This is a genomic window from Micromonospora sp. NPDC005171 (genome assembly GCF_040608575.1).
In the GTDB taxonomy this organism is placed as follows: Bacteria; Actinomycetota; Actinomycetes; order Mycobacteriales; family Micromonosporaceae; genus Micromonospora.
The window spans coordinates 32,779-55,931 of the sequence record NZ_JBEXIM010000007.1; the positions used below are offsets into that span (position 1 = coordinate 32,779).

Consider the following 23,153-nt stretch of genomic DNA (forward strand, 5'->3'; position numbering starts at 1 on the left):
GCATTCGACCTGGCCTGCTCCGATGATTCAGATCGCCGTCACGCGAGCCTGCCGGTCTCCTGCGGGGAGGGCATGGCCGCGGGGGGAGCCGGGCAGGGCATGGCCGCGGAGGCCAGGAGCGTCAGCTTGTCCGCGTCGCTGGATCCGGGTTCCGGGTGGAACACGACGAGCATCATGTCCTCGGCGCCGTCGATGCTCATGCGCTCCCGGTTGAGAGTGAGGTCCCCGACCTGTGGGTGGTTGAAACGTATGACACCCCCGGTCTGCCTCCGCACTTCATGCCGGGCCCAGAGCTGACGGAACCGGGGACTGGCCAGCGTGAGTTCCCCGGTGAGTTCGATGAAGCGGGGGTCGTCGATGTCCTTGCCGACGGCCTGCCGCAGGCTGGCCATGAGGCATTCCGTGGCGACCGTCCACTCCGGGTACAGCGCCCGTCCCGCTGGGTCGAGGAACATGTCCCGAAGCTGGTTGCCGCCGACGGCCAGACGGGGGTCGACGGCTCGGGCCAGGGCGTTGGACGCCAGAACGTCGAGGTACCGGTTCTCGATGTACGCGGGCTGGACGAGGGACGCCAACAGCTTCAGCGCACCCGGCGGCGGGTTCTGCTGACGCAGTCGGCGTCTGCGTCGCCGGGGAACGTCCGTGACGAGCGTGAGCATGTGGGCGAGGGCCTCGTCGTCGAGGTGCAGGACGCGAGCGATCGACTCAAGTACCTGGGGTGACGGGTTGCGGTCGCGGCCTCGTTCCAGTCGCAGGTAGTAGTCCGCACTGACGCCGGCGAGCATGGCCACTTCCTCCCGCCGGAGCCCCGGCACACGCCGTACGCCGGTGTCGGGGATACCGGCTTGCTGCGGCGTCACCAACTCGCGCCGAGCCCGCAGGTAGACCCCTAGAGCGTTGCTGGATTCCTCCATAAGACAACTGTATGTCGCTGCGGCGGCATCAGAGAGGGCCCTGTCAGGACCCCGGCTCACGGGAACTCCAGGCGCGCATCTCGTGTTCCTGGCGCGTGCAGCGCCCGTGCGGGCCCACCGCTTGAAGGCTACAAGTGACCGCCCGAATCTGATCACCGGAGCCCCTGCAGAGGTACGGCCCCGATGAGCGTTTCGACCGATTCCGCCGTGACGCCGACCACCCACAAGTCCTCATCAGGGTTGGACCTTCGCGATCATCATGTCGGAGCTCCTGTCGGCAAGTCTCCTCCCTCACATGGCCGCCGACCTCGGCGTCAAGGCGGGCGAAGCGGGACAAGCCGTCAGCGTCACGGCGTTCTCCGCCGCCTTCGCACCCAACCTCGTCGTGCTCCTCCCGACGGACGGCAACGCTGGGCAAGCCGGCGTCGATGTGTCGGCGTCCGTGTCGGTGCGCGGATGCGCGTATCGGGTGTGCGGATACCGAACGTTGTGCCGCGCTTAGGCGTGATCAACTCGGTTTTGCTGAAGTCGTGGTGTCCGAGCGACGGGGATAGCGCGACTTCAAGGAAGCCGAGTGGATCACGGCCGGAGGGACCGGTTTCCGCGCGGCTCCTGCTGGGCCTCACCACCAGCCTCAGTCCGACGGTGAAGCGATTCTGAACGTCACGTCAACTGCACGACCGGACTCGCTGACGCGCCCGGTTCCGAAGCTTCCGCCACCAAGCAGAACGTTTCTCAGGGGGTGCCCTGTCACACCCCAGGCTCAACAGGACTCTGGGTCGCCACCATCGCCGCTCCTAACGTCAGTGGTGAGTCGTGCGGGGCACCAGTTCCCGCCGCTTTCCATCGGCCCCTCACGGGACCAACCGCCCAAAAGGAGAAACTGATGACGACGTCGTGCTGAACGGCGACCCGGGCACCCGCGACGACGTCATCGCGATCCTGAAGCACGAAATCGACGCCGTTCCGGACCTCCACCGGGAGGTCACGGAGTTGCTGTTCAACCGGGACTTCAGATACGCCATCTACAGGGTCAGCGACGGCCGGTTCGTACCGATGACGTCGCTGCACGACCCGGCCGACATGCTGCGGCAGCTGGCCGCCTGATATCCGGCCCCCGGACCGTAGCGCCGTTGGCACGCCAGTGCGTGCCACCGCTCCGCGAGCCGAGATTCCCCTCCGCGACAGCCACCGCGACCAGAGCGCGGGAGCGTCGCACGTCATCAGCACCAAGTACCGCCCGATCGAGGGCGACAGAAAGGGCATCATGTCTGACACCGACCTGCGCGACATCGAAGTGCTCGACGCCCGTGAGTCCGACGGCATCGCTGTTGTCACCGGCGCCAGCCGCGGCATCGGGGCGGCCATCGCCAGCCGTCTCGGCGCCGACGGGTACACCGTCGCAGTTCACTACCGCCAGGACTCGGCCGCCGCGGCCGACGTCGTCGAGAAGATCACCGCCGCCGGCGGCAGGGCGTTCTCCTTCGCCGCCGACCTGGCCGAACCCGACACCGGCACCGCCTTCTGGGCTTCCTACGAAGCGGCCGCGGGCGCGCTGCGCGACGTGCCCGTGCGGGTGCTGGTGAACAACGCTGCGATCGTCGTGAACGGCGTCATCGAGGAGTTCGCCGCGGAGGACTTCATCCGTCAGCAGCAGATCAACGTCACCGCGCCGTTCCTGATCATCAAGGCCGCCCTGCCGCGCCTGGCCGACGGCGGACGCGTGGTGAACATTTCCTCAGGCGGCACCCGCGTCCCCGTTCCCCACATCATCGGATACACCATGACCAAGGGAGCTCTCGAAGCTCTCACGCTGCCGCTCGCCCAGCACCTCGGCCCACGCGGCATCACCGTCAACGCCGTCCGCCCCGGCACCACCGACACCGACATGAACGCCTCCTGGTTGCGCGGCAACTCGGAGGCCATCGCCACCGTCACCGCGCAACGCGCCCTCGGCCGCATGGGCGAACCCGCCGACGTCGCCGACGTCGTCGCCGTTCTCGCCTCGCACGACGCCCGGTGGATCACGGGTCAAATCATCGACGCCACCGGCGGCGAGCGCCTGTAGGCGGTACCCCTGCGGGGACATGGGCGAGATCCGCGTCGCACCACAGTCGACAGTCGACGGGAGCCCGGCCAGCGGCGACCGGACGACCGCGACTGATCCCACCGCTCACTGCCACCCGGCCAGCTGGCTGTTACTGACCCACGCTCCTGGTCCGCCAGGCGGACCAGGCGGCCCCCGCACCGGCATCGGTGCGGGGGCCGCGCTGGTTCAGCGCCGACCGACAGTTCCTGGCCCGCCGAGGGATTGCCGCAGCCGTCCCGATCAAGATCGACCAGGCGGCGAGCCGACGCAGGAAGGGCGGTGGCCTACTCGCCGACGAAGCTCGACGAGGTGTTCGTCGACGGCCGTGGCGGTCGCCACCCGGCGCCGCTGCCGCTGGCGAAAGTGGAGGATCCGGAAACGAACGCTCCTCGCTGGAACAGCGCACGATTGAATAAGCGCGCCCGGCGGACGGGATGAGATCGTGGCGGCGCGACGCGGCGGCGGCCGCGCCGCCCGGGGCGCCGGCACGAGCGCCGCCCGACCGGTCCACGACTGACGGCTGAGAGGCATGACGACCATGGCGCACATCGATCTGGGACTCGACGAGAAGCAGTTCCCCGGCATATCCGGTCCGATGCGGTACCGCCCGGAGACAGCGAAGCCGCTCAACGAGCTGGCCGAGGTGCTGCTGCGCGCCCCTCACTCGCTCCCGGCCGGCGAGCGCGAACTGATCGCGGCGTACGTCTCCGGGCGCAACGAGTGCACCTTCTGCTGCGCGTCGCACTCGGCGTTCGCCGCGGCGCAGCTCGACGAGGGCATGGCCCTCGTCGACCAGGTGCGCGCCGACCTCGACAGCGCCCCGATCTCGGCCAAACTGCGGGCGCTGCTGCGCATCGCCGGTGCGGTGCAAATCAGCGGCCGCAACGTCACCACGGAGCTGGTCGCCAACGCCCGCGCGGAGGGCGCCAGCGACCTGGAGATCCACGACACCGTCCTGATCGCCGCCGCGTTCTGCATGTTCAACCGGTACGTCGACGGGCTCGGCACCTTCGCGCCCGAGGGGCAGGACGCCTACGCCGAGTCCACCCGTCGGATCGTCGAGTTCGGCTACGGATCGGCCGCCGTGCAGCCGGCAGGTGAACCGGCTGCCTGAGCACAGACAAGGGTGACCACACCCCGATCTCCCTGCGATGGTCGACGGACACGCCTGGCCAGGCCCGTCACCCGTGAGGTTGGAGGGAACGATGGACCACCCACGCCGTCTGCTCGACGCCGCGACGCAGCTCAAAGCAGACATGATCGACCGGCTGGGCGCGCTCGTCGCGTCCGAGTCGGCACCGGGCTCGCTGCCCCATCTCGAGTCCTGTGCCGACCTGCTCACCCGCTGGGGTGAGGAAGCGCTCGGCCGGCCCGCCCGGCGGGTCGTGATCGACGGCCTGCCGCACCTGCTGTGGCCGGCCGCCAACCAGCGGGTGCTGCTCCTCGGCCACTTCGACACGGTTTTCCCGGCCGGCACGATCCGGTCCCGCCCCTTCACCGTCCGCAACGACGTCGCTACCGGACCCGGCGTGTGCGACATGAAGGGCGGCATCGTGCAGATGTTCACGGCACTGCGCCTGGTAGAGGACACCTCGGCGGTCGGCGTGCTGCTCACCTGCGACGAGGAGTCCGGGTCCGTCACGTCACGGCCACTGATCGAGCGTGAGGCGCGGCGTTCGGGTGCGGTTCTCGTCTGCGAGGCGGCCACCCCGGACGGGCACGTGAAGGTGGCCAGGAAGGGCGGCTCGGTGTACCGCCTCACCGTCCGGGGTCGCGCCGCCCACGCAGGCGTCGAACCACGACGTGGGGTCAACGCCACGGTCGAGGTCGCCCACCAGGTCCTCACGCTGGGTGCGCTCGGCGCGGCGGACAGCGGTGGCACCTCGGTCACGCCGACCCTGCTCTCCGCAGGCACCACGACGAACACGGTGCCCGAACGCGCCAGCCTGGCCGTCGACGTCCGGGCCTGGACCAGGGACGAACTCGAACGCGTGGACCACGCCATCCGTGGGCTGGTGCCGTTCCTGCCCGAGGCGACGCTGGCCGTGCAGGGCGGGATCAACCGCTACCCGATGTCGCCCGAGCTGGCGCGTCCGCTCCTGGAACTGGCCCAGTCGATCGCCCACCGGCTTGGCATCCCGGACCTTGTCGGTGCGCACGCCGCCGGCGCGTCCGACGGCAACTTCACCGCCGCGCTGGGCGTGCCGACCCTCGACGGCCTGGGCGCGGTCGGAGGCGGAGCACACGCTGCCGACGAGTACGTCTGTGTCGACCGGATGCCGGAGCGCACGGCCCTTCTGGCCGGACTCGTCGACGCTTTGTCCACGATGGAGCATCTCGGACCGTCACCCATCGACGACGTCCCGTAGTCTGGCTCGGCGCCGGCGAACGACCGGCAGCGAGGGGTCGGCGTCGGCATGACTACGGGACAGCGCTCGGGATCGCCCATTCCCCTGCTCGGGGTCGAGGAGGAGTTCCTCGTCGTCGACGTCGCGCGGGGTGAGGTCGTGCCCGAGGCGGCCACGGTCGTCGACCGCGCGCGTCCGGCCCTCGGCACCCGGGTGGGTGGCGAGATCACCAAGCTTCAGGTCGAGACCCGCACCGACCCGTGCCGGAGCCTGGACGCTCTGAGCGCGCAGCTCGTCGAAGGTCGGGCCGCCGTCCAGGCCGCGGCGCGGTCGGCGGGTCTGCGGGTGATCGCGAGCGGCTCGCCGGTGCTCGGCCGTGCCGTGCCGCCGCCGATCACCGAAGGGCCGCGCCAGGATCGCGGCACCGCCACCTTCCGTGGGCTGCACGACGAGCTGGCGATCTGCGCTGTCCACGTCCACGTGGAGGAGCCCGACCGGGATCGCGCCGTGCTGATCGGCAACCACCTGCGCCAGCACCTGCCGGTGTTTCTCGCCCTCACGGCCAACTCGCCCTACTGGTCCGAGCGCGACACCGGATACGCGAGTTGGCGCAGCGTCACATGGGGGCGGTGGCCGGTGGCCGGCGCGCCTCCGTTGCTGAGGTCCGCGCAGCAGTACGACGACCACGTGGACATGCTGCTCGAGGTGGGCGCACTGGTCGACCGGGGCACGATCTTCTGGGATCTCCGCCTGTCGACGAACCACCCGACACTCGAGGTGCGGGTGGCCGACGTGCCCGTCACCGCCGCCGAGTCCGCGGCACTGGCCGCCCTGGTGCGGGCGCTGGTGGTCGTCGCCGGTGACGCCGTCGACCGGGGCGACGAGGGACCGGAACTGGTTCCCGAGCTGATGCGGCTCGCGTACTGGCGCGCCGCCCGCGACGGGATGGGCGGGCACGGCGTCGACGCCGTCAGCGGCCGGCTGCTGCCCGCCGCGGCGCTCGCCGGTCGGCTGGTCGAGCTCGCCCGGCCGGCGTTGAACGAGGCGGGCGACTGCGAGCGGGTCGAGGACTGGCTGGCACGCCTCGCCACGAACGGCGACGGAGCGACCCGTCAGCGGGCCGCAGCGGCAGTGCGCGGCCGCCTGACCGACGTGGTCGACGAGATCGCCAACCAGACCGCCCCGAACGTGCCCTTCTCGTGAAGACAGCACGACGGCGTAACGACGAACCGCCGGCCTCAGAAATGCTGGGGTAACCGGACGCCGCGGCAGGCTGGCCCTGCCACGGCAACCGGCACACCTGATCAGTGGAGGCCATAGGTGACCGAGGCAGACCTGCAATCCAGGGTTCCGATCCAGCACACCCGTATGAGGCCGGCGGACATGGTGCGCGAGGCGGAGGCATTCGCGGAACGGATGGCGCGGCGCCGTTCCGTGCGGGACTTCGCCACCGACCCCGTCCCCGACGGGGTGATCGAGGCCGCGATCCGCGCCGCTTCGACCGCACCCAGTGGTGCCAATGTCCAGCCGTGGCGGTTCGTCGTCCTGACCGACCCGGCCCGCAAGCGCCGGCTGCGCGAGGCGGCGGAGGCCGAGGAACGTGCGTTCTACGACCGCCGCGCCTCAGCGGAGTGGCTGGATGCGATCTCCGGGCTCGGCACCGACTGGCGGAAGCCGTTCCTGGAGACCGCACCGGCCGTCATCGTGGTGTTCGAGATACACCAGGGGCCACACAGCCCGAAGCCGTACTACGTCAAGGAATCCGTGGGCATGGCCGTCGGTCTGCTGATCACCGCTCTGCACCACTGCGGCCTGGTCACACTGACCCACACGCCCAGCCCGATGCGATTCCTCAACGAGGTGTGTGAGCGGCCGCCGGAGGAGCGCCCGTACGTCGTCATGCCGGTCGGATATCCCACACCGGACGCTCACGTCCCCGACCTGACCCGCAAGCCCCTGGACGAGGTCATGATCCGCTGGTGAGGTCCCTGGTCAGGAACTCGACCAACGGCTCGACGTGCCGGTCCGGGCGACGCCACTCGGCCAGGAGATCCTCCAGCAAGTGCTGCTCGGCGAGCAGTTCCGCTCCTCGGTACCGCCGGATCACCGGGTGGATGAAGGCGCTCTCGCGCGCCCGGTCGGGGGTCGGGTGCCGGTCGATGGCGAAGACGTCACCGTAGTCGTCGCGGCCCCACCGTAGCGCGAGCGTGTACCACTGCGTGGCGGACGCGAAACGCTCCACGGCGTAGTCCTCGGGCAGGTCCTCGTAGTGGTGGAAGTCGCCGGTGGCGTCGTCGCGCACGAGGACGTCGCAGAGGTATTCGAACTGGGTCCACAGCGCCGAGGACCAGTTCACCCGGTCGAGCATCAGCTTGGCCAGCGACGCGGCGTCCGCCGGCGTCGTCGTGTACGACAACGGCACGTCGTCGTACCGCTCCCGCAGGATCCGTGTCAGGGTGCGGAGGTTGTACCGGAAGCCGTCGATGAACGGCGACGACGCGTGCTTGACGTCCCGGGCCTGGGCGATCGTGCCGGCGAAGTAGAGGTCGTCGATGTTGCTCGACTGCCAGTCGGGGCGGAGGTCGGGCATGCGGCCGTCCCGCACCATGTGGGGACGGGACGTCTCGTCGAACACCGTGGTGTCCATCCGGAAGCCGGTGCACCGCAACACCGTGTGGTAGTCGAGCACGGCGGTCTCACCCTCGGCGTGGGTGTACGTGATCGACACCTGGAAGCGCCCGTCGACGGGCCGGATCTCGTCGATCGTGCAGTCGAGCACCGAGTGCAGTGTCTTGAACTGGTAGCTGTCGAGGATCGCGCCGTACTGGCCCCGGACGTCGCCGGGGTGTTTGGTGTTCCACGCGAGCCGCAGGGGTTGCCGGCTGGCGAGGTGCACCATCGAGGCCCGGCCGAGGATGGCCGACGCGGTCTCGAAGGCCGAGTTGCCCTTCCCGATGATCAGAACCCGCTGGTCCTCGTACGCCGTGGGGTCGACGACCATGTCCTCGTACCCGATGGCATGTTCGATGCCCTTGACGGCTGGCACGAACGGCTGCCCCCAGCCCGTCGCAACGACCAGGCAGCGTGCCCGGACCTCATCCTGGCCGGTGCTCACTGTGAAACCGTCGCCCGTCCGCGTGATCTGCTCGACCGTCGTGCCGTACCTGACGTTGAGCTGGTGGACCCGTTGGAACTCCGCGAGGTAGCGCACCAGGTCGTCGGCTGCGGGCAGGTACTCCTCGCTGAAGTTCGGAAACAGCAGATCCGGGGAGTCGTTGAGCAGGGAATTCCAGTCCCACCGCAGGCGGATCTCGGGGTCGGTGCTGTCCGTGTGCACCTTGTTCAGTGAGATGAGCCGGCGATGCCGGGGGAACCGCCGGAAGAACCCGCCCGGTTCGTCACCACTTTCGAGCGTCAGGTAATCGGCACCGTGCTGCTGAAGGTAGTAGCTCAGTTGAAGCCCGGCGGGCCCTGCCCCGACGATGACGTACCTGTGCTCGTTGCCGACCATCCTGTGACCCTTCGACGAAGTGATGAGTCCATCGACCATCGAATGGATAGCGGGACGTGTCAATGCCTGATGGCGGTCGAAACCGTTGAGTGCTCACTCGGGAAGCTTCGCCCCCGACTGCTCGCCCGCCATACCTCGCGCTGGCTACCGCCTGACGTTTCGTGGCGCAGCCTGCGCAACCGGGAAGGTGACCGCAGCGGTGGCCAGCACCCATTCTCAGATGGTGTCCCCGACCAGCGCGAGGAGTTGATATGGGCCTGATCCGGCGTCGGCTGCCCAACGGGCAGGATGTCACCCAGGTCGATGCCGCCGAGGCGGCGTTGCTCTACCGCGAGATCTTCGTCGAGGAGTCCTACCGTCGCCCCGGTGGCGCTCGGCCGACACCCGGTGTCATCTTCGACATCGGCGCCAACATCGGGTTGGCCTCGATGTTCTTCAAGTCCCGTTACCCGGCCGCGTTCATCGTGGCGGCCGAGCCCGGCCCGGACACCTACCGCGCGCTGGAGGAGAACTTCGCGCGGCACGTGCCGGACGGGTTGGCCCTCAACGTCGCGATCACCGCGACGGACGGGCGGGCCCGGTTTGGTTACTACCCGAAGGCCCCTGCGGAGTCCGGGCTGTACACCGAGCAGGTCCGCGAGACCGCCCTTGCCAGGAAACTGCTCATCGACGGCGGTGTCCCGGTACGCGATGCGGAGCACCTGGCCACGTCCCGGCACCAACTGTCCTATTTGGAGTGCGAGACGATGACGTTCTCCCGGCTGCTGCGTGACTCAGGCGCGGAACGGGCGGACCTCGTGAAGATCGACGTCGAGAAGGCCGAGGCCGACGTGATCGCCGGCATCGCCGACGACGACTGGGCGAAGATCGGCGAGCTGGTTGTCGAGGTGCACGACATCGACGGCCGCCTCGGCGTCATCGAGGCGTTGCTGCGCCAGCGGGGTTTCGACGTCACCGACACCCAGGAGCGCCGCCTCGCCGACACCGACCTGCACCTGATCTTCGCCGTCCGCGCGGTCTGAAGAACCCGTCGAGGAGTCAGCCATGGACAACGGATCAACCGTCAGGCTCGACCTGAGTGGCGCCGACATCCACGCCGAGTCGGCCCGTATCCGCGCTCACGGGCCGGTGGCCCGGATCATGCTGCCGGGCGGGGTGCCCGCCTGGTCGGTCACCGGCTACGACGCGGCGAAGGAGATCCTCGCCGACGACCGGTTCTCCAAGGATCCGCGTCAGCACTGGATCGCGTACGCCAACGGCGAGATCGGGCCCGACTTCCCGTTGATCGCCTGGGCCCGAATGGAGAACCTGACCAGCTCGGACGGGCCCGACCACGCCCGCCAGCGGCGGCTGATCCGCACGGCGTTCACGCCGCGTCGCGTGCAGACGATGCGACCGGCGATCGAACGGCTGGTCGTTGACCTGCTCGACGATCTCGCCATGCACCCGCCCACGGAGATCGTCGACCTGAAGGCGGGGTTCGGGCATCCGCTGGCGGCTCACGTCATCGGCGAGTTGATCGGTCTGCCGGTCGCCGAGCGGGTGGGCATCGTCGGCGGTGGCGGCGGCTACGCCACCGCCAGCGCGAAGATCACGCCGCAGGAGGCCGCCGCCGCGTTCGCCCGGCTGCGGGCACAGATGCACGACCTGATCGATCGCAAACGCCGGGAGCCCGCCGACGACCTGACCAGCGACCTGATCGCCGCCCGCGACGAGGGCGCACGGCTCGACGACGACGAGATTGTCAGCACCCTGCTTCTGCTGCTCAACACCGGCACCGAACCCGCGATGAATCTGCTGGTCAACGCCGTCCGGGCGATGCTGAACGCGCCGGAGCAACTGCGCCGGGTCCGCTCGGGTGCCGCCGGCTGGCCCGACGTCATCGAGGAGACGCTGCGGGTGGACGCCCCGGTCGCGCACCTGCCGTTCCGGTTCGCTGTCGAGGACGTCGAGATCGCCGGCGTACGCATCGGCAAGGGTGAACCGATCCTGTTGCACTTCGCCGGGGCGGGCCGCGACCCGGCGGTGCACGGACCCGAGGCGGACCGGTTCGACGCGGACCGGGCCGACAAGCGGCACCTGTCGTTCGGCCACGGCATCCATCGGTGCCTCGGGGCCGCGCTGGCCCGGCTGGAGGTGGAGATCGGTCTGGACACCCTGTTCCGACGCTTTCCGGGGCTGCGCCTCGCGGTTCCCGACGCCGAGCTGACCTCCCAGGGGACGTTCGCCATGAACGCGCCCGCCTGGCTGCCCGTGCTCCTGGGAATGGAGAATCCCCGATGGCGCGAGTGACCGCCGACATCTCGGTGTCGATGGACGGTTTCGTGACCGGCCCCGATGACAGTCGTCTCCTGCCGATGGGCGTGGACGGCCACCGTCTGCACCAGTGGATCTACGACCTGGCCACCTGGCGGGCCCGGGTCGGCCTCGACGGGGGCCGGGCCAACCGGGACGCGGAGATCCTCGACGAGGGGTTCGCGTCGGTCGGGGCCCACGTGATCGGCCGGCGGATGTACGACCACGGGGAGAAGCCGTGGGGCGACGAGCCGCCGTTCGGGCTTCCGGTCTTCGTGGTCACCCACGAGCCCCGACCTGTTCTGGAGTTGGCCGGCGGCACCCGCTTCGAGTTCGTACCCGAGGGTGTCGAGAGCGCCGTCAGCCGCGCGCTGGCCGCCGCGGGCGGCCGGGACGTGTCGGTGCTCGGGGGTGCCAGCGTGATCCGCCAGTGCCTGCGCGCCGGCCTGCTCGACGAGCTGATGCTGCACGTGGTCCCGGTGCTGATGGGCGACGGGGTGCGGCTGTTCGACCGCACCCGCGACGGCCAGGTGGAGCTGCCGATCAGCCGGGTCGAGCAGCCCGACCAGGTCGTGCACCTGTGGCTGACCCCGCGGGCGGTCAGCGCGGGTCGCTGAGCCGGGCCGCGCGCGACTCCAGGTAGCGGCGTTCGGGCAGGCTCGTGGTGCGCTGCGCTGCGCGCAGGTAGCGCATCCGGGCCCCGCTCCGGTCGCCGGCCATTTCCAGCAGGTGGGCGCGTACCGCGTCGAGCCGGTGGTTGGCGATGCGGTCGTCGAGGCCGTCGAGCAGGCGCAGCCCGACCTCCGGACCCTTGGCCATGGCGGTCGCGGCCGCCCGGTTGAGCGTCACCATCGGGTTCGGATCGAGCTGTTCCAGCAGCTCGTAGAGGGCGGCGATCTGCGGCCAGTCGGTGTCGTCGACGGTCGCCGCCTCGGCGTGCAGCGCGGCGATCGCCGCCTGGATCTGGTAGGACTCCACCGGCCCGTCGCTCAGGCTGCGGGTGACCAGCGCGATGCCCTCGCGGATCGACTCCCGGTGCCAGAGCCGCCGGTCCTGCTCGGCGATTGGTACCAGCGTGCCGTCCGGGCGGGAACGGGCGTCGCGCCGGGCGTCGGTCAGCAGCATGAGCGCGAGCAGCCCGGCGACCTCACCGTCGTCGGGCAGCAGCCGGTGCACCTCGCGGGTCAGCCGGATCGCCTCCCGGGTCAGCTCGCCTCGTTGCAGGTCCGGGCCGGAGGTGGCGGTGTAACCCTCGTTGAAGATCAGGTAGAGCACGTGCAGCACTACCCGCAGGCGTTCGCGTCGTTCGGCCGGCGGTGGCATCCGGAACCGGGTGCCGGTCGACCGGATCCGCTGCTTGGCCCGGCTGATCCGCTGCACCATCGTCGACTCGGGCACCATGAACGCCGCGGCGATCTGGCTGGTGGTCAGGCCGCCGACCGCGCGGAGCGTCAGCGCGATCTGTGACGGCGCGGTCAGCGCGGGATGGCAGCACATGAACAGCAGCATCAGCGTGTCGTCGTGCTGGTAGGGCAGGTCGTCGACGGAGGCGGAGACCGCCTCGTCGGCGCGGCCCATCACCGCGACAATCACCTCGCGATTGCGCCGGGCCTGGTCACTGCGCCATTGATCAGCCAACCGGCGGGTGGCGACGGTGCGCAGCCACCCGCGGGGATTGTCCGGCAACTTCTGGTCCGGCCAGCGTAGCGCCGCCTCCAGCAGGGCTTCCTGCACCGCGTCCTCGCACGCCTCGAACTTGCCGTAGCGACGGTAGAGCGCGCCCAGGACCTGCGGCGCGAGCTGGCGCAGCAGACTTTCGACCTCCGAGCGGGAGGCCACGTTACCCTCATCAGCCACGGTGCCGGGATTCCTCCAGTGCCCTGGGCGGCAAACCCGCGGGCGAAGCGTGTGGACGAGAACGTTGCTGATTACCGGCGGCTATGTCGAAAAACGAGGTACGGCTCCGACTTCACTGCGAAAGGGTACGCGGCCCTGGTGGGACCGCACCGCCATAACCAGGAGGTATCTTCCATGCAGGACGAGATCGTGGCGCCTACCGACACGGCTACCGCCGTGGCCGCGCAGCTGCGTGCGGGCGTCGTCGGCGAGGTGATCGAGCCGAGCGACCCCGGTTACGACCAGGCCCGCACGATTTTCCAGGGCGGCATCGATCGGCGACCCGCCGTGATCGTCAAGGCGGTCAACGCCGCCGACGTCGCGCATGTCGTCTCGGTGGCCAGCGGGTCGGAGCTGCCGCTTGCGGTTCGCAGTGGCGGCCACAGCCTCTACGGCGTCTGGGACGACGCGATCGTCCTGGACCTCTCGAAGATGAACGCGTTGGAGATCGACGCCGACAGTCGTACCGCCTGGGCGGAGCCCGGTGTGCTCGCCGGCGAATACACCGAGGCGGCCGGCGAGCACGGCCTGGTCACCGGTTTCGGCGACACCGCCTCGGTCGGCCTGGGCGGCCTGACCGTCGGCGGTGGCATCGGCTATCTGGTGCGGGCGCACGGGTTGACCATCGACAACCTGATCGGCGCCGACGTGGTGACCGCAGACGGCCGGCAGCTCACTGTCGACGCCGACAACCACCCCGACCTGTTCTGGGCGATTCGTGGCGGCGGCGGCAACTTCGGTGTCGTCACGAAGTTCCGCTACCGGCTGCACTCCGTGCCGACGGTGCTCGGCGGCCTGCTGGTGCTGCCGGCGACCCCGGAGGTCGTGGCGGAATACCTGCGCATCTCGCTGGAGGCGCCCGACGAGCTGTCCAGCATCATCAACATCATGCCGGCGCCGCCGATGCCCGGCGTGCCCGACGAGGCGGTCGGTCAGCTGGTGATCCTCGCGATCATCGTCTACGCCGGTGACCCGGAGGAGGGCGCCAAGGTGCTGGCGCCGATCCGTGAGCTGGGTGTGCTGGCCGACATGGTCCAGCCGATGCCCTTCAGTGGCATCTACCAGCCGGAGGACCCGAACTACCACCCGCTGACGTTCAGCCGGACCAACTTCGTCGACGAGGTCGACGTGGCCACGGCCGGTCGGATCCTGGAGACGCTGCAGACCTCGTCGGCGAGCATGCCCGTCGCCCAGCTGCGTCCGCTCGGTGGGGCGATGGCGCGGGTGCCGTCCGACGCGACCGCGTTCGCGCACCGCGATCGCAGGATCATGTTTACCGCGGCTGTCGTGTTCGAGAAGCCGGAGGAGGCCGCCGAGCACCGCGCCTGGGTCGACGAGTTCGCCAAGGTCGTGCAGCGGCCGGGTGGCGGCAGCTACGTCAACTTCCTCTACGACGATGCCGCCGAGCGCATCCACGAGGCCTACCCCGACGCCACGTACGCGCGGCTGGTGGAGCTGAAGCGCACGTACGACCCGAACAACCTGTTCAAGCTCAACGGCAACATCTCGCCCTCCTGAGCAACCCGCACGAGCGGTCGTGCATACCGCATCCTCGGAGATGACGACCGATTTCGACGGGTGCCAGAGTCGTAGGCGATTAACGGGTGGAAGTTTCGCCGGCGTTCCCCGCCCCCTCGGGGAACGCCGGCGATCCCGTGAATCACGGCGATCCGCCAACCCCTTGACGACCTACGACCCGAGGGACCCCTCCATGACGCAGAACGCGGAGAAAGCCACCATTCGGGTGGGCCGGTCGCCGGCGCACGAGGCGATCGAACCATCACCATCGGTCCCACCGTCGGCCCCGTCGTCGTCGATCTGGCGTCAGCCCTACCTGTGGCTCGTCGTCCTCGCCGGCGCCGTCGTCTTCAACCTGCTGTACGCGTTCCCGCGCTACTTCAGCACGGACTCCGCCAACAGCCGCAGCATCCTCGACCCCGGCGTCCCGGTGCACTACAGCTTGGTCGTCGCGCACGTGATCACCGGGAACATCGCGATGATCACGGTGTTCCTCCAGTTCTGGGGCTGGCTGCGCCGCAACCACCCGAAGGTCCACCGGATCAGCGGCCGCGTCTACATCTTCGGCGGGGCCCTCCCGTCGGCTGCCCTGGGCGTGTTCACCCTGATCCCGCTGCGCGCCGACCACCAGGGCAGCATCGGCATCGTCACGATGGGCGTGGCCTGGCTCGCCACGACCATCACCGGTCTGGTGATGGTCCGCAAGGGACGCTACGCCGAGCACCGCCGCTGGATGGCGTACAGCTTCGCCTTGGCGTTGGGCACCACCTGGGGCCGCATCCTGGTCGGCATGTTCACCATCTGGCCCACGATGCCGCTGGCCATCAGCGTGATCGTCGAACTCGCCAACTGGCTCGGCTGGGTCCTCAACCTGGTGGTCGCACACTGGATCATCGAACGGATGGCCAAGCGCCGGCACAATCCGGACGGCACCGAGGTCGTCACGTACCCCGCTCCCGCCTGAGGCCCCCGCACCACGCACGACGAAAGCCGTCCCCCGACCCCCGGGGCGGCTTTCGTCGTGTCCGGCGGCACTTTCCCGGGGGCTTGTGGTCGACGACGGCAGCGACGACGAATGGCCGGACGCGTCCGGCCATTCGTCGTTCGTCGGTGGGTGGTCAGGCGTTGAGCCGACCGAAGTGCGCCTGGGTGTAGACGCGGGGGAGAGCCGTCGTCAGGAGCACCGCGAAACCCGCGTGGCTGTGGCAGGTGGACAGGTCACGCCAGACCCGTTCCAGGCGCCCGTCGCCGGTGACCGAGCTGGTCCCCGCCGTGGGCTGGATGACCGCCTCGACGCCGCGCCAGGCCAGTTCCGCCGCCTCGCGGCAGATCATCGCGATCCGCAGGTCCTCCTCCAGGGTGAAGGCGGCCGGTTCGCGGGTGGTCAGCTCGTGCCACTGGCGGATCGCGCTCAACGTGATCGCCTCGGCGGCCGAGATCATGGCCGTGGCCTGGCCGAACCACCGTTGGTAGTCCGGGTCGTCGACGCGCAGGGTGATCGGTGGCGTCGAGGTCTTGCGGGTGGAGAGGACCTCGCCGTACGCCTCCAGCGCGCCCTGCGCGATCCCGACCCCGAGCGTTGCGCCTTCCAGACACATCGAGCTCATCGGCGCCCCGCCGTACTGCGGGTGGGCGTGCAGGGCGCTCCCACTGGTCCCGGACGTCACCGAGACCTCGCCCAGGTGGGTGTGATCGAGGCCGAAGTGGTCCGGGATCTCGGCCCGTTCGAAGCGGACGCTGTGCGAGCCGCTGCCCTTGAGCCCCAGTTGCCCGCCCCAGTCGTCGAGACGGGTCCAGGTGCCCCGCCGTGCGATGAACAGCAGCGGATGGGGTGGTTCGCCGTCGTCGCCAGCGACCATCGCGTGGCCGATGAAGTGGGTGGCGTAGGGGATGCCGGAGCAGTAGTTCCACGTCCCGTCGATGATCCAGCCACCGTCGGGGGAGCGGGTGGCGGTCCCGCCGGGAGCGATCACCGCCGGTGCGATGAAGTCACCGCCCCGGAACAGCTCGTCCTGTGCCTTCTCCTCGAACAGCATCGCGGTCACCAGCGAGTGGGCCGCGCCGAGGCAGAACATCCAGGCGGTCGACGGGCAGCCTCGGGCCAGGATCATCACCACCCGCAGGAACGTCTCGAACTCGAACTCGTACCCGCCGTACCGCCGGGGCACGGTGATCCGGTAGAAGCCCGCGTCCCGGAACATCTCGTGGACGTCCTCACCGTAGAACGTCCGACGCTCCACCTCGGACTGCCGCGCCAGGAGTTCGGGAACCATCGCCTCGGCGCGGGCGATCAGGTCGGCCGGCGTGAGATCCGGCTCGGGCACCGGGGGGAATCCTGGATCGGTCACCGCGGGCCTCCTCATCCGAGTGGCCTTCCGGCGGTGATGACGGCGTAACCGACCTTGCCCGCCCCGGCCTCGAAGTAGTAACCGAGCGCCTTGCCCAGCTCGTCGACCGCCTCGGCGCCGAACTTCTCGGTGAGGTGGGCGCGCTGGCTCTCCGCCTCGGCCACGTACTTCGGTCCCTTGCCGAAGACCCGCGGCCCGCACTGCAGGTACTCGTGGAACTCGAACCCGGCGGCAGTCAACGCCTCGAGCCACTCCGCTGTCGACTTGAGGAACTGCGCGTTGAAGGTCGCCGCGAACTCGGCCGCCTCCTCGATCCCCATGCTGCTCTCACGGGTCGTCTCGGTCAGCGCCAGCCGGCCACCGGGACGCAGGACGCGGAACAGGCCGCGCAGCACCCGGTCCAGGTCGGTGGCGTACAACAGGGTCTCCATCGCGACGATCGCGTCGAACGACCCGTCGGGGAAGTCGAGCGTGTTCCAGTCGCCGTGCTGGAAGGTGACCGAGTCACCGAGGTTCGCCGAGGCGGCGCGCTTGGTCGCCTCCTCGACCTGCACCCTGCTGATGTTGATGCCGACCACTGTGACGCCGTAGTCCTGCGCCAACTCGAGCGCGGGCGTACCCAGGCCACAGCCGATGTCGAGGACCCGTTGGCCGGGACGCAGCCCGAGGGATTCACCGACCCGGCGGGTGATCCGCTGGGACGCCTCCCGCATGGACGCCTCGTCCACCGCGTCGTACCAGTACGCGAGGTGAACCTGCCCGTCGTTGAACGCGTTGGACATCGGCGTCGACTCGTCGTACATCGTCGCGATGTCGATCGGCGCGGTTGTGGTGTTCTCCATCCCTCTCCCACTTTCCTTGTCGGGCCGCCGACCGTCAGGACGGGCGGCGTTCGGCGGTGACGAAGACGAACGTGCCCGGGTACGACTCGGCGATGATGGTCAGGCCGGCGTCGTCGAGCCACTGCTTGATCTCGGCGATCTCGAAGAGCACGAACCCGTCCGGGCGGGCGGGGAAGTGGTGCGACCGCTGGTAGTAGCGGTAGACCGGCGAGTCGTCCCAGCGGAACGTCATGAGCGTGAGGGTGCCGCCGGGGCGCAGGCAGCGGCCGATCTCGGCGATCGCCCGACCGGCGTCGGGCACCGCCTGCAGGGCGTTCCAGAAGTTGACCGCGTCGAGGCTGGCGTCGGGGAACGGCAGGTCGAGCGCGTCGCCGCGGACGGCGGGCACCTCGGTCAACCTGCTGCGCAGGTCGTAGAGCATCGCCTCGTTCAGGTCCAGTGCGAGGACCCGCTCGGTGCCGACCGCCTCGCAGACGACGGCGGTCCAGCGGCCCGCGGCGGCGGCCAGGTCGAGTACGGTGCCGCCCCGGTGCCAGAGGTGGGCGGCGATGTACTCGTCCTCGTCGGTCGGGGTGACCTCGCCGGACCAGTTGCGGCCCATGATGCGGAGGAAGTTCGGACGCATGCCCTGCTCGTAGTGGAACCCGATGCCGGCCAGCACCGCCGCGTTCTGCAGCACGTCGGCCTCGGCGTCGTCACTGGAGTCGCTCTTACCGGCGCCGGGGCGCAGCCGCTGGGACAGGTCGAGCACGCCGTGGGTGATCCCGTAGGCCGCGTCGCACTGCCCACAGCGCGCGACAGTGGTGTCGAAGGTCAGCGACCCCCGGCAGGCCGGGCATTTCAGCGCCTCGCGGTGCCGTTCGAAGGCGGCCGGGTCGAGGTCGCGGGGGTTGGTGTCCACGACCAGGTTGTGCGGGCTCGGGTCGACGGCCGCCGCGGGCTTTCCGTTGCCCTGCGCCCACAGCGCCTTGGCCCCCATCGTGGCCAGCACCGAACGGGTGTCGCCGTCCCAGGTCGTCCGGATCTGGGTGGGGGTCAGGGCGCGGATCCACCGCCTGTCGAACTCGCGCTCCGCCTCGCTGATGTTCCACTCGGCGGGCGACGGCCAGGCCCGCCCGATGTTCGGGTCAGCCTCGTCGAGCGTGTCGAGGGCGCGCTCCAGCCGGGTGCGGTCGGGGGCGTCGAGGCCGAGGTGCCGGGTTGCGTCGAGGATCCGCGCCCGGTCGGTGGGAAAGTGCGCCAGGAGGTAGAGCAGCGCGAGGGTGAGCGGCGCGTCGGGTTCGGTGGCGCCGCGGGCCGCGTCGAGGTAGCCGTCGATGCCCTCGCGCACCGCCGTCGCGACCGGTCCGTCGGTCGCCGGGTGCTCGGCCTCGGCGAGCAGCCCGAGCAGCACCAGCAGGTAGCCCCGTCGGTCGGCGTCGACGCTGCCCAGTGCGCCGATCAGTTCCGGTACGGCCGACGCCGCCGTGGGCCGGGCCGCGCCGTCGGTCCAGAGTGCGTCGACCAGGTCGTGGAAGGCGCCGTCGATCCGGTCGGGAGCTGCGTCTCGGTACGAGCCGAGCAGCTCGTTGAAGGTGATTTCCGCGGTTTCGGTCATGTGCCCGTCCCGTCTCGGCCGTGTCCAGGTCAGCGGCAAGGCGCGTACGCGCCGGCTGCCCGACAGGTTGCCACCCGGCGCGGGGGCCAAGCACCTCTGACGTTGCGCTGCGTACGGCCGACGGCGATCGGCCGTCCACTTCGGACAGGTTGCTGGGAATCCAGCAATCTGGAAGATGCAGCCGCGGATGATCGCCTGAAAAATAACTGCCTGAACTTTCCGCTCTCGAACGACTCACGACCTCATGCCCGGCGGCGTCCGAGCGTGGAGGCGTTCGATCATCTCCACCCACCGTCCAGTCAGGGGGGGCGGGCCGGTGGGCGATCTTCGGCTGCGCCGCGGATGGCCCACGCAACACGTAGGGCATTTGTCAGGCAATCGTGAGGGGAGCGTGTAATGACAGCGACCGAGGCGACGCACTCCGACGCCGAGATCGGCACACACCACAAGCGGCGGTACGCGCGATACGACGGCCTCCGCGGCATCTGCGCCATCTTCGTGGTGATCTACCACATCGGCTACCAGTCCGGCATCAGCGAGTTGCCCGGCCACGACGGCGTTCCCATCCTGGGCAGCCTCGTGCCGGCGTTCCGGATCTTCCTTCCGCCGTTCTTCGTCCTGTCCGGCCTGCTGCTCTACCGGCCGTTCGCGCGCGCCATCATCGCGGGCACGCCCCGCCCCGCGGCCGGCCCGTTCATCGTCGGCCGGGCGCTGCGCCTGCTGCCCGCCTTCTACGTGCTCACGCTCGTGGTCATGTTCTCCCTCAACCTCTCCGCGGTCGACGGCGCGTGGGAGGTCATCAAGCCGTTCATCCTGCTGCACTACTGGTTCACGCCGGACATGGCACAGTGGTGGCCGGGCATGGAGCACACCTGGACCGTGCCGGTCGAGATGTCGTACTACCTGGCCCTGCCGGTCCTGGCCTGGCTGATCAACCGAAGCGCCCGCCGGGGCGCCGACCCGGCCGCGCGGGCCCGCCGCATCATCGTGCCGTTCGTGCTCATGACCGTGATCGGCACCGCCTGGACGATCTTCTGCTACCTGCCGTCGCAGGCCGAGCACACCTACTACTTCGTCTTCTGGCCGCTGGGCTACGCCGGGTTCTTCGCCGCCGGCATGGCACTCGCGACGCTCTCCGCGTACCGGGACGTGACAGGCGTGGTGCCGGCCCTGCACCGGGCGGTCGCCAAGCACCCGCTGCTGTGGTGGCTGGGCGCTGTCGTGGCGCTGCTGCTCTACATCCCCAAGCCGTTCGCACCGCAGGTCGTGGTCGGCACCTGGCCCGCGATGGCCCAGCACCTGGTGGAGTACGTCCTGTTCTTCGCGTTCGGCCTGCTCGCGGTCGTTCCACTGACCGTGCCCGAGGTGCGCTCACGGTTCATGGACGCGGTGCTCACCAACCCGCCGATCCGCTACATCGGCCGCCTCTCGTACGGCGTCTACCTGTGGAACGTCCCGGTCATGTACTACTACTTCCAGTACGGGACGATCTTCGGCAACCAACCGCTCGGGCTCAATGACGCCCGACCCACGCTGCCCTTCGGTGAGTTGGTCGGCTTCGTCCTCTACGTGATCGTCGGCACGGCGCTCTTCACGCTGGTCAGCTACTACCTGGTCGAGCGTCCGGCCCTGCGCCTGCGGCACATCTTCAACGCTCCGACCTCCGCACTGGAACTCGGGTACGCCACGGAGCCCGTCGGCGACGCCCCCTCCACCGACCGGGCCGAGCCGCAGGACGTCAGCGCGACGCGAAGGAGCGCCGAACGATGAATCGACTGATCTCACGGCTCGGTGCGGGCGGTGTCGCCCTGTGCACCGTCCTGGCTCTCGGCGTACCGGGACCGGGCCGGGCCGCGCCGGCCCGGTCGGCCCCGGCGCCCTCGCCCGTGCGCACCGGCACGGTCACGCTGGTGACCGGCGACAAGGTGGCACTCGACCGGGACCGCGTCGTCGCCATCACCCCGGCTCCCGGCCGCGTGGGCACCCCGTTCCGGCAGTACCGGCGAGACGGCGAGTTGTACGTCGTGCCCGCCGACCAGCTTGCGCGGGTCGCGTCGGGGCGGCTCGACCAGCGGCTCTTCGCCGTGTCGGCGCTGGCCCGGTCGGGTGTCACCGACGCCCGCGCCGCCGACCTGCCGCGCCGGGCCGCGAAGCGCCAGGCAGTGGCAACGGATGGTGTCACGCTCACGCTCACCTTCCTGGACCGGCGGGGCATCCCGACGGCCGACTACTTCGTCAGCCTCTTCGACACGGTTTCGCAGCAGGAATACAGCGGCTACCACGAGTCCGGTACCACCACCGTGACCGTTCCCGCGGGCCACTACTACCTGGAGGCGGGTGTCAGCGGTGCCAGCACCACCGACGTGGTGCCGTTCGACTTCTTCGTGGAGCCGGACATCGCGGCGACCGGAGACCTGGCGCTGACCTTCGACGCCCGCGACGCGAAACCGCTCACGTTCGGCCTGGACCGGCGCGGCGCCACCGGCACCCTCGACGTGATGCCCAGCCGCCGGACCGGCGTCGCGGCGGTCGGCTCCACAGTGCATGGCCCGCAGGAGGAGATCCGCGTCCGTCCGTCACGGACGGCAGCGGCCGGCCAGTTCACCTTCACCGTCGCCGCTCACCTGGGCAAACCGGACGGCAACGGTGGTTTCCTCGGCTCGCCGTACCAGTACCACCTGCAGTGGAGCGAGGACGGCGCGGTACCGGCGAACCTGCACCGCGTGTTCCGCGACGCCGATCTGGCCAAAGTGCGCAACGTCATCGCCGCGCAGGTGCCCGGCGCTGTCGACCGCAAGCTCTATTCGGCGTACGTGCAGCCACCGGCGACCATCACCGAATTCACCTCACCTGGCGCGGCGTTCTTCGAGGACGTGTACGAACTGGATGCGGACAACAACCTCAACTGGCAGATCGCCGACCTGCCCCGACAAGCCGGCATCGCCGGCAGCACCCGTACCGAGAAGTGGAATGTCGGGCCATTCGGGCCGGCCTTCGCCACCAGCCCGGTGCTGCCCGTGGTGTGGTGTGGCCGTTTCGGTGACCAGATGAACTTCGAGATTCCGCACTTCTCCGACCAGAATCCCGACCACTTCGGATTTTCCGGCACGCTGGCCGAAGAAATGCGGATGTTCCGCAACGGGCAGCCGCTGATCTCCCAGGACTCCGAGTTCGGGATCTTCACGGTGCCGCCGGCGACCGCCACCTACCGCCTGGAGACCCGGTCCACCCGGGACACCTCGCCGTTCTCGACCGAGGTGCGGGGCGCCTGGACGTTCCGGTCCGGGCACGTCGCGGGCGGCCCGGCCAACGAGGCTGCGCTGCCGATGGCGGCACTGCGCTTCGCGCCCGCGCTCGATCAGCAGAACCGGGCGGCAGCCGGCCAGCGGTTCAAGATTCCGATGTACCTGCAGGCGCAGCAGGGAGCTGTCCTGGGCGAGTGGGGCAGCGTCACCCTCGACGCGTCGTACGACGACGGCGCGACCTGGCAGGCGGCCCCCGTGGTGAAGACCGCCAGAGGCTTCACCGCGACGGTCACGCATCCGGCGACGACTGGATTCGTGTCGCTGCGGGCCAGCGCCACCGACAGCCTGGGCAACAAGACGGAACTCACGATTATCCGCGCGTACCTCTTGAAGTAAAGGGCCGAAAAACCGCACCTTCGGAGTGCAGCCCGCACTCTCGAAGATGGCGCATCTCCCATCGGCTGTGACGATGAAGTGCGGTCCCGGGAATCTCCTTATCCGGTCGATTCCCGGGACCACCCGATTCGGTCGGACCCGAAAGGGGTGAGTG

The 23,153-nt window shown here is 69.7% G+C and carries 21 protein-coding genes; 15 read left to right on the plus strand and 6 right to left on the minus strand.

Annotation, left to right across the window (positions count from 1 at the left end; genetic code table 11):
• Nucleotides 1-38: 38 nt before the first annotated feature.
• Nucleotides 39-914, minus strand: coding sequence for a helix-turn-helix transcriptional regulator (locus ABZU74_RS12590; protein WP_355422010.1), 876 nt, complete (start codon nucleotides 912-914; stop codon nucleotides 39-41).
• Nucleotides 915-1,209: 295 nt separating this feature from the next.
• Here ABZU74_RS12590 and ABZU74_RS12595 point away from each other — a divergent pair, with 295 nt between their 5' ends.
• The 8 genes from ABZU74_RS12595 to ABZU74_RS12630 all read left to right on the plus strand — a co-directional run bounded on the left by ABZU74_RS12595 (nucleotide 1,210) and on the right by ABZU74_RS12630 (nucleotide 7,334).
• Complete coding sequence (locus tag ABZU74_RS12595; protein ID WP_355422013.1) at nucleotides 1,210-1,416, plus strand: hypothetical protein; 207 nt, start codon at nucleotides 1,210-1,212, stop codon at nucleotides 1,414-1,416.
• Nucleotides 1,417-1,811: 395 nt separating this feature from the next.
• On the plus strand, nucleotides 1,812-2,021 hold the full coding sequence (locus ABZU74_RS12600) for a hypothetical protein (protein ID WP_355422016.1): 210 nt from the start codon (nucleotides 1,812-1,814) through the stop codon (nucleotides 2,019-2,021).
• A 160-nt stretch (nucleotides 2,022-2,181) separates the two neighbouring features.
• On the plus strand, nucleotides 2,182-2,982 hold the full coding sequence (locus ABZU74_RS12605) for an SDR family oxidoreductase (protein ID WP_355422019.1): 801 nt from the start codon (nucleotides 2,182-2,184) through the stop codon (nucleotides 2,980-2,982).
• 300 nt (nucleotides 2,983-3,282) lie between these two features.
• Nucleotides 3,283-3,441: a hypothetical protein gene (locus ABZU74_RS12610; protein WP_355422022.1), complete on the plus strand. Its 159-nt coding sequence runs from the start codon at nucleotides 3,283-3,285 to the stop codon at nucleotides 3,439-3,441.
• Nucleotides 3,442-3,541: 100 nt separating this feature from the next.
• Nucleotides 3,542-4,117, plus strand: coding sequence for a carboxymuconolactone decarboxylase family protein (locus ABZU74_RS12615; protein ID WP_355422024.1), 576 nt, complete (start codon nucleotides 3,542-3,544; stop codon nucleotides 4,115-4,117).
• A 91-nt stretch (nucleotides 4,118-4,208) separates the two neighbouring features.
• Nucleotides 4,209-5,372 (plus strand): M20/M25/M40 family metallo-hydrolase, encoded by a 1,164-nt coding sequence (locus tag ABZU74_RS12620; RefSeq protein WP_355422027.1) that lies wholly within the window; start codon nucleotides 4,209-4,211, stop codon nucleotides 5,370-5,372.
• 48 nt (nucleotides 5,373-5,420) lie between these two features.
• On the plus strand, nucleotides 5,421-6,554 hold the full coding sequence (locus ABZU74_RS12625) for a glutamate--cysteine ligase (protein WP_355422029.1): 1,134 nt from the start codon (nucleotides 5,421-5,423) through the stop codon (nucleotides 6,552-6,554).
• A 165-nt stretch (nucleotides 6,555-6,719) separates the two neighbouring features.
• Nucleotides 6,720-7,334, plus strand: coding sequence for a nitroreductase family protein (locus ABZU74_RS12630; RefSeq protein ID WP_355422032.1), 615 nt, complete (start codon nucleotides 6,720-6,722; stop codon nucleotides 7,332-7,334).
• Here ABZU74_RS12630 and ABZU74_RS12635 read toward each other — a convergent pair.
• Nucleotides 7,318-8,862, minus strand: a complete 1,545-nt coding sequence (locus ABZU74_RS12635; protein ID WP_355422035.1) for an NAD(P)-binding domain-containing protein — start codon at nucleotides 8,860-8,862, stop codon at nucleotides 7,318-7,320. The two genes, ABZU74_RS12630 and ABZU74_RS12635, sit on opposite strands and share 17 nt — an antisense overlap.
• Before the next feature lie 251 nt (nucleotides 8,863-9,113).
• Here ABZU74_RS12635 and ABZU74_RS12640 point away from each other — a divergent pair, with 251 nt between their 5' ends.
• From ABZU74_RS12640 to ABZU74_RS12650, 3 genes are read left to right on the plus strand one after another with little or no spacing between them, the layout of a single operon-like run.
• Nucleotides 9,114-9,884, plus strand: coding sequence for an FkbM family methyltransferase (locus ABZU74_RS12640; protein WP_355422038.1), 771 nt, complete (start codon nucleotides 9,114-9,116; stop codon nucleotides 9,882-9,884).
• Nucleotides 9,885-9,906: 22 nt separating this feature from the next.
• On the plus strand, nucleotides 9,907-11,154 hold the full coding sequence (locus tag ABZU74_RS12645; RefSeq protein WP_355422040.1) for a cytochrome P450: 1,248 nt from the start codon (nucleotides 9,907-9,909) through the stop codon (nucleotides 11,152-11,154).
• Nucleotides 11,142-11,774 (plus strand): dihydrofolate reductase family protein, encoded by a 633-nt coding sequence (locus ABZU74_RS12650; RefSeq protein WP_355422043.1) that lies wholly within the window; start codon nucleotides 11,142-11,144, stop codon nucleotides 11,772-11,774. The genes ABZU74_RS12645 and ABZU74_RS12650 overlap by 13 nt, the downstream gene beginning before the upstream one ends.
• Here the strand turns inward: ABZU74_RS12650 and ABZU74_RS12655 are convergent.
• Nucleotides 11,758-13,014, minus strand: coding sequence for a sigma-70 family RNA polymerase sigma factor (locus ABZU74_RS12655; protein WP_355422046.1), 1,257 nt, complete (start codon nucleotides 13,012-13,014; stop codon nucleotides 11,758-11,760). The two genes, ABZU74_RS12650 and ABZU74_RS12655, sit on opposite strands and share 17 nt — an antisense overlap.
• Before the next feature lie 174 nt (nucleotides 13,015-13,188).
• On the opposite strand from ABZU74_RS12655, the gene ABZU74_RS12660 reads away from it, so the two are divergent.
• Nucleotides 13,189-14,571, plus strand: a complete 1,383-nt coding sequence (locus ABZU74_RS12660; RefSeq protein ID WP_355422049.1) for an FAD-binding oxidoreductase — start codon at nucleotides 13,189-13,191, stop codon at nucleotides 14,569-14,571.
• 193 nt (nucleotides 14,572-14,764) lie between these two features.
• Nucleotides 14,765-15,535: a DUF2306 domain-containing protein gene (locus tag ABZU74_RS12665; protein ID WP_355422051.1), complete on the plus strand. Its 771-nt coding sequence runs from the start codon at nucleotides 14,765-14,767 to the stop codon at nucleotides 15,533-15,535.
• 154 nt (nucleotides 15,536-15,689) lie between these two features.
• Here the strand turns inward: ABZU74_RS12665 and ABZU74_RS12670 are convergent, their stop codons facing one another.
• Genes ABZU74_RS12670 through ABZU74_RS12680 form a run of 3 tightly spaced genes read right to left on the minus strand, consistent with a single transcriptional unit; the run spans nucleotide 15,690 to nucleotide 19,358 of the window.
• Nucleotides 15,690-16,919 carry an acyl-CoA dehydrogenase family protein gene (locus ABZU74_RS12670; protein ID WP_355422054.1) on the minus strand — a complete coding sequence of 410 codons (1,230 nt, stop codon included), beginning with the start codon at nucleotides 16,917-16,919 and terminating at the stop codon, nucleotides 15,690-15,692.
• Between the two features lie 11 nt (nucleotides 16,920-16,930).
• The gene (locus ABZU74_RS12675) at nucleotides 16,931-17,761 is read right to left on the minus strand and encodes a methyltransferase domain-containing protein (protein WP_355422057.1); all 831 of its coding nucleotides are present in this window, start codon (nucleotides 17,759-17,761) and stop codon (nucleotides 16,931-16,933) included.
• A 34-nt stretch (nucleotides 17,762-17,795) separates the two neighbouring features.
• A complete protein-coding gene (locus ABZU74_RS12680; protein WP_355422060.1) occupies nucleotides 17,796-19,358 on the minus strand; it encodes a class I SAM-dependent methyltransferase in 1,563 nt (520 codons plus the stop codon).
• A 396-nt stretch (nucleotides 19,359-19,754) separates the two neighbouring features.
• On the opposite strand from ABZU74_RS12680, the gene ABZU74_RS12685 reads away from it, so the two are divergent.
• On the plus strand, nucleotides 19,755-21,128 hold the full coding sequence (locus ABZU74_RS12685) for an acyltransferase (RefSeq protein ID WP_355422063.1): 1,374 nt from the start codon (nucleotides 19,755-19,757) through the stop codon (nucleotides 21,126-21,128).
• Nucleotides 21,125-22,999, plus strand: coding sequence for a hypothetical protein (locus ABZU74_RS12690; RefSeq protein ID WP_355422066.1), 1,875 nt, complete (start codon nucleotides 21,125-21,127; stop codon nucleotides 22,997-22,999). Before ABZU74_RS12685 ends, ABZU74_RS12690 begins: the two co-directional genes overlap by 4 nt.
• Nucleotides 23,000-23,153 lie beyond the last annotated feature (154 nt).